Raw genomic sequence first — 14892 nt, 5'->3', positions numbered from 1 at the left:
GGGCGCCGCTGCCCGGCCCCCTCGCAGGGGGGCGAGGGGGTCCTTCCTCAGTCGGTCAGGTCGCGGACGACCGCGTCGGCGAGCAGCCGGCCGCGGTCGGTGAGGACGGCGAGCCCTGCCTCGTGCGGCTCCGCCGCGAGCAGCCCGCGGACGACTGACTCCGCGGCCCGCGCCCGCCCCGCCGCGCTGAGCGCGGTCAGCGGCAGCCCGTCGCGCAGCCGCAGGCCCAGCATCACCGTCTCCAGGGCCTGGTCCTCCGGGGTCAGCAGCTCGCTGTCGGCGGCGGGGTGCAGGCCGGCGGCGATCCGGTCGGCGTAGGCGGCCGGGTGCTTGACGTTCCACCAGCGCAGCCCGCCGACGTGCGAGTGCGCACCGGGCCCGATCCCCCACCAGTTGGCGTTGGCCCAGTACAGCTCGTTGTGCCGGCACCGGGCCGCCCGGTCGTGCGCCCAGTTCGACACCTCGTACCAGCCCAGCCCGGCAGCGCCGAACGCACGGTCGGCCATCTCGTAGCGGTCGGCCAGCACGTCGTCGTCCGGCATCGGCAGCTCGCCCCGGGCGACCCGCCGGGCCAGCCGGGTGCCCTGCTCGACGATCAACGCGTAGGCGCTGACGTGGTCGACCGGCGCGGCCAGGACGGCGTCGAGCGAGGCCTGCCAGTCGGCGTCGGTCTCCCCCGGCGCGCCGTAGATCAGGTCCAGGTTCACGTGCTCGAAGCCGGCTGCCCGGGCCTCGTGCGCGGCCTGCACCGCCCGGCCGGGGGTGTGCCGGCGGTCCAGCACGGCGAGCACGTGCTCGGCGGCGGACTGCATGCCCAGACTGATCCGGGTGAAGCCACCGGCCCGCAGGGTGGCCAGCGACTCCGGCGTCACCGATTCGGGGTTGGCCTCGGTGGTCACCTCGACGTCGGGTGCCACCGGGAAGAGCTCACGGACGGCGTCCATGACGGCCACCAGGTCCTGCGCCGGCAGCAGCGTCGGGGTGCCGCCGCCGACGAACACGGTCTGCACCGCCGGCCGGTCGGGGCCCAGCACCTGCGCGGCCAGCCGCAGCTCGGCGATCGCGGTGCCGGCGTACTCGCTGCGGTTGGCGCCCGGGCCCAGCTCGTCGGAGGTGTAGGTGTTGAAGTCGCAGTAGCCGCAGCGGGTCGCGCAGAACGGCACGTGCACGTAGAGGCCGAAGGGCGTCGTCGGCAGGCCGTTCCGGGCCGACGCCGGGAGCATCGAGGGGCCCGCGGGGAGTGCCGGGGTCTGGCCGAGGAGGGGGAGGGTCGTGGTCATCGCTGCTCCCAGTGTGACCGCCCCCGGCAAGATGGCGTCGTGACCTCCGCGACCAATGACGACCGCGTGCTCTCCGTCGACGTGTCCGCCGGCGTGGCCCGGCTGACCCTCGACTCCCCCGCCAACCGGAACGCCCTCTCCCGCGCCATGCGCGCCCAGCTCCGTGCCGCCCTCACCGAGGCCTTCGCCGACGAGGCAGTGCGGGTGGTGGTGCTCGACCACACCGGCCGGGTGTTCTGCTCGGGCATGGACCTCGCCGAGGCGACCGGGGGCGCCGCCGCCGACCAGGGCGTCAACGAGTTCCCCGAGCTGCTGCAGCTGATCTGGAACGCGCCCAAGCCCGTGCTCGCCGCCGTCCGCGGACCGGCCCGCGCGGGCGGGGTGGGGCTGGCCGCGGCCTGCGACGTCGTGGTGGCCGGCGCCGGCGCCAGCTTCGCGTTCACCGAGGTGCGGATCGGCGTCGTCCCGGCGGTCATCTCCGCGGTGTGCCGGCCGCGGATGCTCCCGCACGTCGTCCACCGGCTGATGCTCACCGGTGAGGTCTTCGACGCCGCGACCGCCGCGGCCGGCGGGCTGGTCGACCTGGCCGTCCCGGACGACGAGGTCGATGCCACCGTCGCTGCGCAGGTCACCGCACTGGCCGCGGGCGCACCGTCCGCGCTGGCCGAGACGAAGCGGCTGCTGCGCTCGGGCACCGACCTGGCCGGTCAGTTCCCGGCGCTGCTGCAGCTGTCGGCGCGCTTTTTCGCCGGCGAGGAGGGCCAGGAGGGCATCGCCGCCTTCCGCGAGAAGCGCCCCGCCCGCTGGGTGCCGACCGGCGAGTAGCCCGAGCACGCACTGGGCACCGCGCATCCGGCACCCGGTACCGGTGCGGCGTGCCGACGCGTTCGGTCCGGCGCAGCGGAGCCGGCGCCTGTGCCTGCTGCACCGGAGCCGTTGCCCGTGCCCTGGTGCACCCGAGCCGTCGCCCGTGCCCTGGTGCACCCGAGCCGTCGCCCGTGCCCTGGTGCAGCACCGCCGTCGCTAGTGCTCTGGTGCAGCAGTGCAGCCAGAGCACTAGCGCGCGAAGACCACTTGTCGCCCCGCGCTCCGCGGCCGCACCCTGGGGCCGTGACCGAGCAGGCAGACCCGCGAGCGCAGTACCGGCAGCTCCCGGAGCCGGTGACACCGGACCAGTTCGTCGAGGTCCGCGACGCCGAGCCCCCGCTGCCGGTGGAGACGCCGGCGCACGTCGACCTGCGGCAACTGGCATCCGGCGGCGGCCCGGTCTGAGCGGTCGACCGCCGATCCGGGTCAGCGCAGGCGGCGGGTGTTGTCCGGCTGGCGGGCGGTGACCCCTCGGGCGTCGAGGTACTCGGCCAGCGGGACGGCGACCCGGCGGGTGGTCCCCCACGCCTTGCGCGCCTCGCTGAGCGTGAAGGGCTGCGGGAGCGCCGCCAGCCGGCCGCGGGCCTGCTCGGCGACGCCGGGTGCCAGGTAGATGCCCTCGGCGATCCGCACCAGCTGCTCGTCCCGCACCGCCGCCGCCAGCTCCCGGGGCCCCAGTCCCGCGGCCACCAGGTCACCGGCCTCCGGTGCGGCGAACGGCTCCTGGAGCAGCCGGGCGCGGATGTCGTCCACCGCGCGCTGCACCGCCGGCGGCAGCGCCGCCGCGCCGGCGACGACCCGGCCGTCCCGCAGCGCCAGGGGCTCGCGGACGAGGGCGGGTACCAGCTCGACGTCGGGCAGCTCCAGCGCCGACCGCAGGACGGCGGTCGGCGGGCCGGGCTCCAGTGGGCGCAACTGGCGGTAGCGGGCCACGACCTGCGGCACCCGGGCGGCCAGCTCGTCGGCCAGCCCCGGGGCGAGGAGCCAGGAGCCGACGGCCGTGGCGTCCGCGGGCACCGGCCACCCCATGGCGACGAAGTCCGCGCGGCGCACGAACCGCCGCCGGAGCAGGTCCGCCCGCGCCCCGGCCTCACCCAGCGGCTGCTCGGCGAGCTCGGCTGCGCGGGTCCGGGCCGCACCCCGACGACGCAGCTCCGGCGGGTCCACGTCGCGCACCTCGGCGCCGTGCACCCGGCGGGCACCGGGGTCGCGCAGCAGCAGCCGGTCGCCCACCCGCAACGGCAGCTCGGTGGCCAGCCGCAGCCGCAGCGCCGACCCGTCCAGCGGGCGCACGCGCGCCGCGACCGTCGCGGACCCGATGTGCACGACCAGCTCCGCGGGCAGCTTCTCCTCGACCGGCCGCACCAGCGTCACGTCGAGGTCGGCGGTGCGCCGGAACGCCTCGGGGGTCAGCAGCGCGTCGCCGCGGGAGAGCTCCTCCACCGCCACGCCGCGCAGGTTGAGCGCCACCCGGGCCGTGGCCGACGCCGTCTCGACCGGCGCGCCCAGCGACTGCAGCCCGCGCACGGTCACCGCGCGCCCGCCGAGGTCGAGGCGGTCGCCGGTGGTCACGGTGCCGCCGGCCAGGGTGCCGGTCACGACGGTGCCGGCGCCGCGGATGGTGAACGCCCGGTCGATCCACAGCCGCACCGGCGCGCCCGTGTCGGGCGCGGGCAGCCCGGCCAGCACCTGCTCCAGCGCGCCCGCCAGCTCCGGCAGCCCGGTGCCGGCGCGGGCGCTGACCGCCACGGCCGGCACCCGGCCCAGCGACGTCCCGGCCAGCCGCTCGGCGGCGTCGGCGAGCACCGGCGCCGGGTCGGCGAGGTCGGACTTGGTGACCGCCAGCAACCCGTGCCGCACCCCGAGGGCGTCCAGGACGGCGACGTGCTCGGCGGTCTGCGCCGACCACCCGTCGTCGGCGGCGACCACGACCAGCGCGGCGGGCACCGACCCCACCCCGGCGAGCATGTTGCCGACGAACCGCTCGTGCCCGGGCACGTCGACCACCGCCAGCCGGCGCCCCGAGGGCAGCGTCGTCCAGGCGAACCCGAGGTCGATGGTGAGCCCGCGCCGGCGCTCCTCCTCCCACCGGTCCGGTTCCATCCCGGTCAGCGCCGTGACCAGCGTCGACTTGCCGTGGTCGACGTGGCCGGCCGTGGCGACGACGTCCATGCCGGTCGGGCCCGCTGCGCTCACGTCCACCGGCGGGCCACCTCCAGCACCATCGCGGCCAGCCGCTCGTCGTCCTCGGGCGCGAGACTCCGCAGGTCCAGCAGGGTGCGGTCACCGGCGGCGTAGCCGACCACCGGGGTGCTGGCGGCGCGCAGCGGCTCCGCGAAGGCCAGCGGCACCGCCACCGCCGCGCTGGGCAGCTCGAACTCCGGGGCTCCCCCGCCACCGACCCGGGCGGTGGCCGGCACCGCCGTCGCCGCCACCCCGGCGGCCCGGAGCACCTCGGCCAGCGCGTCGGCCCGCGCCTGCAGGCCGCCGAGGTCCGCGTCGAGCATGCGGCGCACCGGCGGCACCGGCCCGCGCAGCGTCGCCTCCAGCGCGGCGAGGGTCGTCTTGTCCACCCGCAGTGCCCGGTAGAGCGGGTGCCGGCGGAGCCGCTGCACCAGGTCGGCCCGGCCGAGCACGATGCCGGCCTGCGGCCCGCCGAGCAGCTTGTCCCCGCTGGAGAGCACCAGGTCCGCGCCGGCGGCCAGCGTCGTCTGCAGGTCCGGCTCGTCGGGCAGCAGCGGGTGCGGGCGGAGCAGCCCGCTGCCCACGTCGGCGACCAGCGGCACCCCGGTGCCGGCCAGTGCGGGCGCCAGCTCGGCGACGTCGGCGGAGCGGGTGAACCCGCGGACGACGAAGTTGGAGGGGTGCACCTTGAGCACCGCGCCGGTGTCCGGGCCGAGGGCGTCGGTGTAGTCGGCGAGCGAGACCCGGTTCGTCGTCCCGACCTCGCGCAGCCGGGCACCGGAGCTGACCAGCAGGTCGGGGATGCGGAAGCCGTCGCCGATCTCGACCAGCTCGCCGCGGGCGATGACCAGCTCGCCGCCGAGCGCCGTGGCCACCAGCGCGAGGGCGGCGGCGCAGTTGTTGACCACCAGCGCGGCCTCCGCGGCGGGCACGGCAGCCAGCAGCGCCGACAGCGCGCCCTCTCCCCGCGGGCCGCGTCGGCCGGTCCGGAGGTCCAGCTCGACGTCGGTGGTGCCGCTGGCGGCGGCCACCGCCTCGACGGCCGCGGCCGACAGCGGGGCGCGGCCCAGGTTCGTGTGCACCAGCACGCCGGTGGCGTTGAGCACCGGGTGCAGGCTGCCGGCGGTGCCGGGCAACCCGGCCAGCACGGCCGGGACGACGTCGTCCGGGGCCAGCTCGCCGCCCCGGACCCGCTGCTGGGCGGCCTGCACCGCGGCCTTGACCAGGTCCCGCCCCAGCCGGGCGACGGCGGCGGCGACCTGGGGCTCGGCGAGCACGGCGTCGGTCCGCGGCACCGCGCGGCGGGGGTCGGTCGTCATCTCGCCACCAGCCTAGGACGGCTGCGCTGCCCCGCCCGGCGCGGGCGGGGCAGCGTGCGCTCAGGCCCCCAGTCGCCCGCCGTCGGCGCCGAAGAGGTGCACGCGGTCCGGGTGCGGCGCGACGTGGACGACCGAGTCCCGCCGGGGCGGGCGCCGCCCGTCGACCCGCACGGTGATCGGACGCTGCTCCCCGCCCTGCTCGCTCCGTCCGTACACGTAGGCGTCGGCGCCCAGCTCCTCGACGACGTCGACCTGGACGGCGACGCCCCGGTCGGCGAGCGCGAGGTCCTCCGGCCGCACGCCGAGGGTCACCGTGCCGCCGGTGACCTGGCCGAGCACGTCGCGCGGCACCGGGAGGACCAGGTCACCGAAGCGCACTCCCCCGTCGGTCACCGGCAGCTCGAACAGGTTCATCGCCGGGGAGCCGATGAAGCCGGCGACGAAGACGTTGGCCGGGCGGTCGTAGAGCACCCCCGGGGCGTCGCACTGCTGCAGGACGCCGTCCTTGAGCACCGCGACCCGGTCGCCCATGGTCATCGCCTCGACCTGGTCGTGGGTGACGTAGACGGTGGTCACCCCGAGCCGGCGCTGCAGCGAGGCGATCTGCGTGCGCGTCTGCACCCGCAGCTTGGCGTCCAGGTTCGACAGCGGCTCGTCCATCAGGAACACCTGCGGGGAGCGGACGATCGCCCGGCCCATCGCGACCCGCTGCCGCTGACCACCGGACAGGGCCTTCGGCTTGCGGTCCAGGTAGGGCTCCAGGTCCAGCAGCTTCGCCGCCTCCCGGACCCGCTTGTCCCGCTCGGCCTTGTCGACACCGGCGATCTTGAGCGCGAAGCCCATGTTGTCGCCCACGGTCATGTGCGGGTAGAGCGCGTAGTTCTGGAACACCATCGCGATGTCCCGGTCCTTCGGCGGCACGTCGGTGACGTCGCGCCCGCCGATCCGGATCGCGCCCTCGGTGACGTCCTCGAGCCCGGCGAGCATCCGCAGGGACGTCGACTTGCCGCACCCGGAGGGCCCCACGAGCGCCAGGAACTCGCCGTCGGCCACCTCCAGGTCCAGTTCGTCGACCGCCCGGCGGTCGGCTCCGGCATAGGCACACGTTGCTCGGTCGAAGGTGACGGTCGCCATCGGGCGTCTCCTGGTGGTGGTGGATCCGGTGGGTGGGGGTGGTCCGGGCGGGCGCCTGCGCGCGCCCGCCCGGGGTGGTGCAGGTGGCTCAGCCGAGGGAGATCGCCGTCCAGGAGACGGGGGGCAGCTCCACGGTGAGCGACCCGTTCTCCAGCAGGACGCTCTTGTTCTCCCCCGGGGCGACCCGGGTCGGCTCGGCCAGCGTGTTGGCGGCGTAGGGGTCGCCGTCGTGCAGCGTGTGCGTCTCCAGGACGTCGACGTCGCCGAGCGCGCCGGCGTCGACGGTCACCGTCACCGGCCCCTCGATCGCCCGGTTGACCAGGAACAGCGCCGTCCGGCCGGTGGCGGGGTCGTGCGTGGCGACGGCGTCGACGACCGGGACGTCGCCGTGCTTCCCGGTCGGGTAGGTCTCGCACGCGAGCTCGACCCGCAGCGCGTCGCCCCGGGCCAGCCGCGAGGTGAGCGCGAACGGGAAGAACGTCGTCTGCCGCCAGGCCGGGCCGCCGGGCTCGGTCATGATCGGGGCGATCACGTTGACCAGCTGGGCGAGGCTGGCCGAGGTCACCCGGTCGGCGTGCTTGAGCAGCGAGATCAGCAGGTTGCCGACCACGACCGCGTCGGCGACGGAGTAGACGTCCTCGAGCAGCCGCGGGGCGTAGGGCCACTGCTCGATGTCGGTGATCTGGTCCTCGTCGTGGAAGCGGTCCTGGTTCCAGACGTTCCACTCGTCGAAGGAGATGTCGATCGTCTTCTCGCTGCGCAGCACCGCCTTGACGTGGTCGGCGGTGGCGACGACGGCCTCGATGAACCGGTCCATGTCCACGGCGGAGGCCAGGAAGCCGGCCAGGTCGCCGTCCTTCTCGGCGTAGTACGCGTGGCAGGAGATGTAGTCGACGTCGACGTAGGTGTGCTCCAGGACGGTGCGCTCCCACGCGCCGAACGTCGGCATGTCCGAGTTGGAGCTGCCGCACACCACCAGCTGCACCGAAGGGTCGAGCTGGCGCATCGCCTTGGCCGTCTGGCTGGCGAGCTTGCCGTAGTCCTCGGCGCTGCGGTGCCCCAGCTGCCAGGGGCCGTCCATCTCGTTGCCCAGGCACCACATGCGGACACCGAGGGGCTCCGGGGTGCCGTCGGCGATGCGCTGGTCCGACAGCGCCGAGCCGGACCGGACGTTGCTGTACTCGAGCAGGTCCAGCGCCTCCTGGACGCCGCGGGTGCCGAGGTTGACCGCCAGCATCAGCTCGCTGCCGACCCGGTCGTTCCAGCGGGCGAACTCGTGCAGGCCGACCTGGTTGGTCTCCAGGGAGTGCCAGGCGAGGTCGAGCCGCTTGGGCCGGGACTCCCGGGGGCCGACGCCGTCCTCCCAGCGGTAGCCGGAGACGAAGTTGCCGCCCGGGTAGCGGATCGTCGACACCCCCAGCTCGCGGACCAGGTCCAGGACGTCGGTGCGGAAGCCCTCCTCGTCGGCGGCCGGGTGCCCCGGCTCGTAGATGCCGTCGTAGACACAGCGGCCGAGGTGCTCGACGAAGGAGCCGAAGACGCGGCGGTGGACCGCGCCGACCGTGAAGCGCGGGTCGAGCGTGAGACGTGCAGCGGGCATGGGGGTGCTCCTCGAGGGCGCGGCGGTGCCGCGATCGCATGGGGTGGGGTGGGGAGGGCTGCGGCCGGCGGGGCCGGCGGAGCCAGACGAGGCCGGCAGGGCCGGCGGGGGCCGCCCGCCGCGGGGGCGGGCGGCGCCGGGCGCTACTTGAGGCTGCCGATGGAGAGCCCGCCCTGCCAGTACTTCTGCAGGCCGAGGAAGGCGCCGATCAGCGGCAGGATCGAGACCAGCGAGCCGACGATGATCAGGGTGTACAGCGACACCCCGCCGCCGTTGTTGGCGCCGGCCAGCCCCTGCCAGAGGTTGATCCCGACGGTCACCGGGAAGAGCTGGGAGTCCGAGAGCACGGCCAGTGGCAGGAAGTAGTTGTTCCAGGTGCCCACGACCGACAGCAGCAGCACGGTGACCAGTGCCGGGCGCATGAGCGGCAGGGCCACCTGCCGGAACACCCGGAACTCCCCGGCGCCGTCCATCCGGGCGGCGTCCAGCAGCTCGTCGGGGACGGCGTCGGCGCAGTAGACCCGCATCAGGTAGACGCCGAACGGGCTGAGCATCGACGGCAGGATCACCGCCCACACCGTGTTGGTCATCCCGACCTCCGACAGCATCACGAAGGTGGGGATCACCAGCGCCGTCATCGGCACCATCACCGCGCCCAGCAGGAGCGCGAAGGTCAGCCGCCGGCCCGGGAAGTCGAACTTGGCGAAGGCGTAGCCGGCCAGGACGGCCAGGACGGTGGCGCCCACTCCCCCGCCGAAGGCGTAGAGCAGCGAGTTGCCCAGCCAGCGCAGGTAGATGCCGTCGTTGTAGGTGAACAGCGTCGACAGGTTGTCGAACAGGTGGAAGCCGTCGCCGAACCAGAGCGCGCCGTTGGGCGAGTTGAACAGCCCGCCGCCGCTCTTGGTGCTCGCCACCACCAGGAACCACAGCGGCAGCACGAAGTACAGGACCAGGAACGCGAGGAACACGTGCGAGGTCCAGGCGCGCCGGCCCCGGCGGCGGGGGGCAGCGGCCGCCCCGGTCGGCGGGGCCTCGACGTCGGCGGTTCGGGTCAGGACGCTCACTTGAGGAACCCCCCACGCTTGCGGGTCAGGAAGAGGAACAGGTAGACGCCGATGAAGACGACGATGCCCAGCGCGAAGGAGATGGCGGAGGCGTAGTTGAACTGCGCGAACCGGAACGCCAGGTTGAAGGCGTAGACGTTCGGCGTGATGTCGGTGCTGATCGCCCCGTTGGAGATCGGGGTCAGCACCTGCGGTTCGGTGAAGAACTGCAGCGTCCCGATCAGCGAGAAGACCAGGATGAGGATCAGCGCGGAGCTGATCATCGGGACCTTGATCCGCAGCGCGATCTGCCGCGCGTTGGCGCCGTCGATCCGGGCCGCCTCGTAGACGGCCGGGTCGATGCCCTGCAGGGCGGCGTAGATGATGATCATGTAGTAGCCGGCCCACTGCCAGGTGACCACGTTGGTGAACCCGTAGAACAGGTTGTCCGGGCTGAGCAGGAACGGTGCGCTGTCGCCGAACAGCTGCTCCAGGGGGCCGAAGTTGGGGCTGTAGAGGAAGCCCCACATGACGGCGCCGATCACCGCGGGGATCGCGTACGGCACGAAGATCATCAGCCGGGAGAAGCGGGCGAAGCGGCTGGTGACCGAGTCCAGTACCAGCGCTGCGGCCAGCGCGACCAGGATCTGCACCGGGATGACGACCGCGGAGAACCGGATGACGAACCAGACGCCGCGCAGGAAGGCCGGGTCGGTGAAGGCGCGGGTGTAGTTGTCCAGGCCGGCGAAGCGCTCACCGGTGGCCAGGCCCTTGGTGTAGAGGCTGAGGTAGAAGGCGTAGAGCAGCGGTGTCACCAGGAAGAGCAGGAACACCAGGGCGAAGGGGGCCAGGAAGGCCCAGCCGATGAGGCCCTGCGAACGGCCGCGGCGGCGCCGTCGGCTGCGTCCGGGGGCTCGGTCCGGGGCCGGGGCCTGCGGCCGCGGCGCCGTGTCCAGCGTTGCCATTGCGGTCTCGCTCTCGTGCGCAGGGGAGGGAGGGGGTGCCGGGAGCGGGGGTCGTCCCGCTCCCGGCACCCGGACGGCCGGGCGGGGGGTCAGCTCACTGGAGCGTGAAGCCCTGCTCCGTCGCGTACTGCTCCATCTCGGCCTGCAGGTCGTCCAGCGCCTCGGAGCCGGTCTTCTCCCCCGCGTTGATCGCGGCGATCTCCTCGGTGAACTGGGCGTAGAACGTCGTGCCGAAGGGGCTGTAGGTCGAGCCCTCGTAGGCGTCGGCGGCGGGGATGTAGACGTCCTTGTTGGCCGTCTGGCCGTTGAAGAACTCCGACTGGTTGTCGATGAACTCCTGCGAGCTGAGCACCGACTGGTTGAGCGGGAAGATCGTCTGGCTGGTCCACCCGTCGGTCAGCGAGGCGTCGTCGGCGTAGAGCTCCTTCGCCACCTGCGCGGCGAGCTCGGGCTGCTCGGACTGGCTGGTGACCGAGAACACCGAGCCACCCCAGTTCACCGACACCGGGTTGGCCGGGTCCCACTGCGGCAGCGGCGCCACCGCCCAGTTGCCGGCGTCCTCGCCCTCACCGGCGCCGGCACCGGTCAGGTAGCCGGGCGCCCAGGCGGCGGAGATGTAGGTGGCGTAGTCACCGCGGATCGCCCCCGCGATGTAGTCGGTGGTGAACTGGTCCTGGGTGCCGACCAGCCCGTCGCGCACCAGGCCGGCCCAGTAGTCGAGGACCTCCTTGCTCTCCGGACTGTTCAGGTTGATCTCCAGCTGGGTCGGGTCGCCGGAGTCGTAGACCCAGGGCTCGGCGCCGTTCTGCTGCATGAGCGCGACGGTCGGGGCCGGCACGTTGGCCGGGAAGTCGCCCATGAGCGGTCCGCCGGCGGCCTTCAGCTTCTCGCCTGCGGCCCGGTACTCCTCCCACGTCGTGGGTGGGGTGATGCCGTACTGCTCGAAGACGTCGGTGCGGTACATCATCGCCATCGGACCGCCGTCGACCGGGATGCCGTAGACGGCGTCACCGCTGGAGACGTCCGCCCAGGCGCCCGCGCCGAAGTTGCCCTCGACCTCCTCGGCGCCGTACTCGGTGAGGTCGACGAGCGCCTCCTGGAGCGCGAAGACCGGGACGGTGTCGGTCTCGAGCATGATCACGTCCGGCGCGCCGGTGCCCGCGGAGACCGCGGTCTGGAATCGGGCGTACTCGTCGGCGCCCTGGCCGGCGTTGGTCAGGCAGACCTGGACGTCGTCGTGCGAGCCGTTGAAGTTCTCGACGACCGTCTTCATGTTGGGGTACCAGGCCCAGACCGAGACGACGGCGGCCTCGGGCTTGGCGATGGGGACGCTGCAGTTGCCGGCGTCTGCGCTGGCGGTGTCGCCTCCGTCCCCGCCACCGCAGGCGGAGAGCGAGGCCATCACGGTGCCGGCGCCGAGGACGACGGTGAGGAGTCTGTTCTTCACGGTGCTCCCTGTAGGAGTGGCGCCCACTGACGTCGTCGTCGTGGGGTGGTGCGGAGTGCGTGCTGTGCGGGGTGCGCGGTGGTGCGGAGTGCCTGGTGGTGCGGTCGTGCGCGATGCGTTGGCCGGGGCGTGCGCGAGGACCGGTGCGCCCGGCGCCGGCGGCGCCGGACCCGTGCCCTGCGACGGGGTCCTGCCTGCGTCCGGGAGAGGCGTTCCGGTCGCCGTGGTTGGGCGATCCTGTGGTCCGCTCGCTGGACGAGCTGTGCGGTGGAGCACTTTTACAACGTTGTGAATCGAGATCCTGCTCACCGGCCGGGGTGCTGTCAAGCACCGCGACCGACTCGTGACCAATGCCCCCGCGGGGCCCCGCCGGACGAGCCGGCGGCGGCGCGTGGGAGAGCGCTCTCGCCCGGGCCGGCACCTCACGCCCGGCCGTCGGCGGTCAGGTGGACTCGCGCTCCACGAGGGACCAGCCGACCGCCACGTGCTGGACCGGGAGCTCCCGGTCGGCGATCCGGCGGGTCACCGTCTCCACCGCGAGATCGGCGATCTCGCGCCGTCCGGGGTCGATCGTGGTCAGCGTGGGCTGGGAGTACTGACCCTCGTCGGTGTTGTCGAAGCCGATGACCGCGACGTCCTCGGGGACCCGCCGTCCGGCGGCCAGCAGGGCGTGCATCGCACCCAGGGCGAGGGTGTCGTTGAAGGCGAAGACCGCGTCGAAGTCCGCGCCGGACTCCAGCAGCTGGTGCGCGGCCTCGGCCCCCTGGTGCCGGTGCCAGAGCTCGGCCACCCCGAGCAGGCGCTCGTCGAGGGCGATCCCGGCCTCCTCCAGCGCCTCCCGGTAGCCGCGGAACCGCAGGCCGGCGGAGCCGATGACCTCGCCGGGGTGGTAGCCCACCACCGCGATGCGCCGCCGCCCGCGCTCGAGCAGGTACCGGGTCGCGCCGCGCGCCGCCTCGACGTTCTGGATCATCACGTGGTCGACCGCCGGGTGGAACAGCCGCTCCCCCAGCAGCACCAGGGGCACGCCGATCTCCAGCAGCGCGGCGTCCTGCTCGCTCATGCCCAGCGGGCTGAACAGCAGCCCGTCGACCATCCGCAGCCGGTTGCTGGACAGCAGGTCGATCTCGCGCTGGCGGTCCCGGTTGGTCTGCTCGATCAGGACCACCAGGCCGCGTCGCTCGGCGGCGCGGATCACCTCGTCGGCCAGCTCCGCGAAGTAGGGCAGCCGCAGCTCCGGCACCGCCAGGCTGATCGCGTCGCTGCGTCCGGAGCGCAGGCTGCGCGCGGAGAGGTTGGGCTGGTACCCCAGCTCCTCGATCGCGGCCAGCACGCGCTGCCGGGTGCTGGCCCGGACGTGCGGGTAGTCGTTGACCACGTTCGAGACCGTCTTGAAGGACACACCGGCCAGCCGGGCCACGTCGTGCAGGGTGGCGGCCACCGGCACCTCCTCCCGCTCGTGGCCTCACGGGCCCCCGATCGGGACCCGGAGGCGGGCATCCGCCCGTCGTCCTCGGGGAGACTGCCACAGCGACCAGGCCATCGAGGCCCACGCCGGGACGACGCCCCGCCGGCCGGGGCCCACTCCGGGCACCGGCCGGCCGGGTCGGTGAGGACCGGGCCGGCCGGAGGGCTGGCGGAGGCGGACGGGAATCGAACCCGCCTGGCCGAGATGCTCGACCACGTCGGCTTTAGAGGCCGCGGGGGCCACCAGACACCCTGACGCCTCCGCCCCCGAGCCTACGCACGCGCCGGCGGGACGCGACCCGGAGCCGGCGCACTCGCCGTGAGGTGCCGAGTCGGCACCGGACCGGCCAGCGGGGACCCGGCCGTGCCGTGTCCGGCCGGCCGTCCGGCCTCTAGATTGGTGCGACGTGACCACCACCGCGCCGCCCGTCCGGCTGACCCAGTACGCGCACGGCGGCGGCTGCGCCTGCAAGATCCCGCCCGGCGAGCTCGAGGCGGTGGTCGCCGGCCTGACCGCCACCGGTCCGCGGGACCCGGCCGCCGAGCTCGTCGTCGGCCTCGACGACGGCGACGACGCCGCCGTGGTGCGCATCGCCGGCGGCCAGGGGCTGGTGCTGACCACCGACTTCTTCACCCCGGTGGTCGACGACGCGTACACGTTCGGCCGGATCGCGGCGGCCAACGCGCTGTCCGACGTCTACGCGATGGGCGGCACCCCGGTCATGGCGGTGAACCTGCTGGGCTGGCCGCGGGACGTGCTGCCGGCCGAGCTGGCCGCGGAGGTGCTGCGCGGTGGGCTGGAGGTCGCGCACGAGGCCGGCTGCCACGTCGGCGGCGGTCACTCCATCGACGACCCCGAGCCCAAGTACGGGATGGCGGTCACCGGCCTGGTCGACCTGGACCGGTTGATCCGCAACGACGCCGCCGTCGCCGGGACGGCGCTGTCGCTGACCAAGCCACTGGGCGTCGGCGTGCTCAACAGCCGGCACAAGAACACCGGCGAGGTGTCGGCGGAGGCGGTCGCCTCGATGACCGCGCTCAACGCCGAGGCCTCGGTCGCCGCCGTCGCCGCCGGGATCCGGGCGGGCACCGACGTCACCGGCTTCGGCCTGCTCGGCCACCTCTACAAGATGGCCCGGGCCAGCGGGGTGACCGCGGTGGTCGACGCCGCCGCCGTGCCTTACCTGGCCGGGGCCCGGCAGGCGCTGGCCGACGGGTGGGTCTCCGGCGGCACCCGGCGCAACCTGGACTGGGTGCGCCCGCACACCGACCTGTCGGCGGTCGGCGAGGACGAGGCGCTGCTGCTCGCCGACGCCCAGACCTCCGGTGGGCTGCTGCTCGGCGGCGAGGTGCCCGGCGCCCCCGTCATCGGCGAGTTCGTGGCCCGGCAGGAGTCCGTCGTCGTCGTCCGCTGACGGCTCGGGAGCATCGCAGCGAGCGCCAGCGAGCGAGGAGCGGACCGGGGCGTCGCCAGCGGACCCGGGCGCTCGTCCGCTGACGGCCCGGGGCGCCGGCCAGCGTGTCGCCGGCGACGCGCCGGAGAGCCGGTCCCTCGCGCACCGGACGACGCCCCCGACCGGGCTGCT

General features: G+C 74.3%; 12 protein-coding genes and 1 tRNA gene. 3 read left to right on the top strand and 10 right to left on the bottom strand.

Annotated features, from left to right (window positions below; translation table 11 throughout):
• Nucleotides 1-47 precede the first annotated feature (47 nt).
• Complete coding sequence (hemW, locus tag FB380_RS22375) at nucleotides 48-1280, bottom strand: radical SAM family heme chaperone HemW (protein ID WP_188959684.1); 1233 nt, start codon at nucleotides 1278-1280, stop codon at nucleotides 48-50.
• Between the two features lie 39 nt (nucleotides 1281-1319).
• Here hemW and FB380_RS22370 point away from each other — a divergent pair, with 39 nt between their 5' ends.
• Nucleotides 1320-2105, top strand: coding sequence for an enoyl-CoA hydratase-related protein (locus FB380_RS22370; RefSeq protein ID WP_166757542.1), 786 nt, complete (start codon nucleotides 1320-1322; stop codon nucleotides 2103-2105).
• Nucleotides 2106-2390: 285 nt separating this feature from the next.
• On the top strand, nucleotides 2391-2552 hold the full coding sequence (locus tag FB380_RS22365; protein ID WP_166757541.1) for a hypothetical protein: 162 nt from the start codon (nucleotides 2391-2393) through the stop codon (nucleotides 2550-2552).
• Nucleotides 2553-2573: 21 nt separating this feature from the next.
• Here FB380_RS22365 and selB read toward each other — a convergent pair whose 3' ends face one another.
• The 9 genes from selB to FB380_RS22320 all read right to left on the bottom strand — a co-directional run bounded on the left by selB (nucleotide 2574) and on the right by FB380_RS22320 (nucleotide 13569).
• Nucleotides 2574-4343: a selenocysteine-specific translation elongation factor gene (gene selB, locus FB380_RS22360; protein WP_229682299.1), complete on the bottom strand. Its 1770-nt coding sequence runs from the start codon at nucleotides 4341-4343 to the stop codon at nucleotides 2574-2576.
• On the bottom strand, nucleotides 4340-5650 hold the full coding sequence (gene selA / locus FB380_RS22355) for an L-seryl-tRNA(Sec) selenium transferase (protein WP_166757540.1): 1311 nt from the start codon (nucleotides 5648-5650) through the stop codon (nucleotides 4340-4342). Before selA ends, selB begins: the two co-directional genes overlap by 4 nt.
• A 60-nt stretch (nucleotides 5651-5710) precedes the next feature.
• On the bottom strand, nucleotides 5711-6784 hold the full coding sequence (locus FB380_RS22350; RefSeq protein ID WP_166757539.1) for an ABC transporter ATP-binding protein: 1074 nt from the start codon (nucleotides 6782-6784) through the stop codon (nucleotides 5711-5713).
• A gap of 88 nt (nucleotides 6785-6872) precedes the next feature.
• Nucleotides 6873-8384, bottom strand: coding sequence for an arabinosylfuranosidase ArfA (gene arfA, locus FB380_RS22345; RefSeq protein ID WP_166757538.1), 1512 nt, complete (start codon nucleotides 8382-8384; stop codon nucleotides 6873-6875).
• Nucleotides 8385-8527: 143 nt separating this feature from the next.
• Nucleotides 8528-9448 (bottom strand): carbohydrate ABC transporter permease, encoded by a 921-nt coding sequence (locus tag FB380_RS22340; protein WP_208383956.1) that lies wholly within the window; start codon nucleotides 9446-9448, stop codon nucleotides 8528-8530.
• Nucleotides 9445-10392: a carbohydrate ABC transporter permease gene (locus tag FB380_RS22335; protein ID WP_166757537.1), complete on the bottom strand. Its 948-nt coding sequence runs from the start codon at nucleotides 10390-10392 to the stop codon at nucleotides 9445-9447. The genes FB380_RS22340 and FB380_RS22335 overlap by 4 nt, the downstream gene beginning before the upstream one ends.
• 94 nt (nucleotides 10393-10486) lie before the next feature.
• Nucleotides 10487-11839, bottom strand: a complete 1353-nt coding sequence (locus tag FB380_RS22330; RefSeq protein ID WP_208383955.1) for an ABC transporter substrate-binding protein — start codon at nucleotides 11837-11839, stop codon at nucleotides 10487-10489.
• A gap of 442 nt (nucleotides 11840-12281) precedes the next feature.
• Nucleotides 12282-13280, bottom strand: a complete 999-nt coding sequence (locus tag FB380_RS22325; protein ID WP_166757536.1) for a LacI family DNA-binding transcriptional regulator — start codon at nucleotides 13278-13280, stop codon at nucleotides 12282-12284.
• A gap of 193 nt (nucleotides 13281-13473) precedes the next feature.
• Nucleotides 13474-13569: transfer RNA gene (locus FB380_RS22320), tRNA-OTHER, on the bottom strand.
• 144 nt (nucleotides 13570-13713) lie between these two features.
• On the opposite strand from FB380_RS22320, the gene selD reads away from it, so the two are divergent.
• Nucleotides 13714-14721, top strand: a complete 1008-nt coding sequence (gene selD, locus FB380_RS22315; protein WP_166757535.1) for a selenide, water dikinase SelD — start codon at nucleotides 13714-13716, stop codon at nucleotides 14719-14721.
• The last annotated feature ends 171 nt before the right edge of the window (nucleotides 14722-14892 follow it).

It is taken from the genome of Modestobacter marinus (assembly GCF_011758655.1).
GTDB lineage: Bacteria > Actinomycetota > Actinomycetes > Mycobacteriales > Geodermatophilaceae > Modestobacter > Modestobacter marinus.
This window is presented reverse-complemented; position numbering and strand designations above follow the sequence as displayed.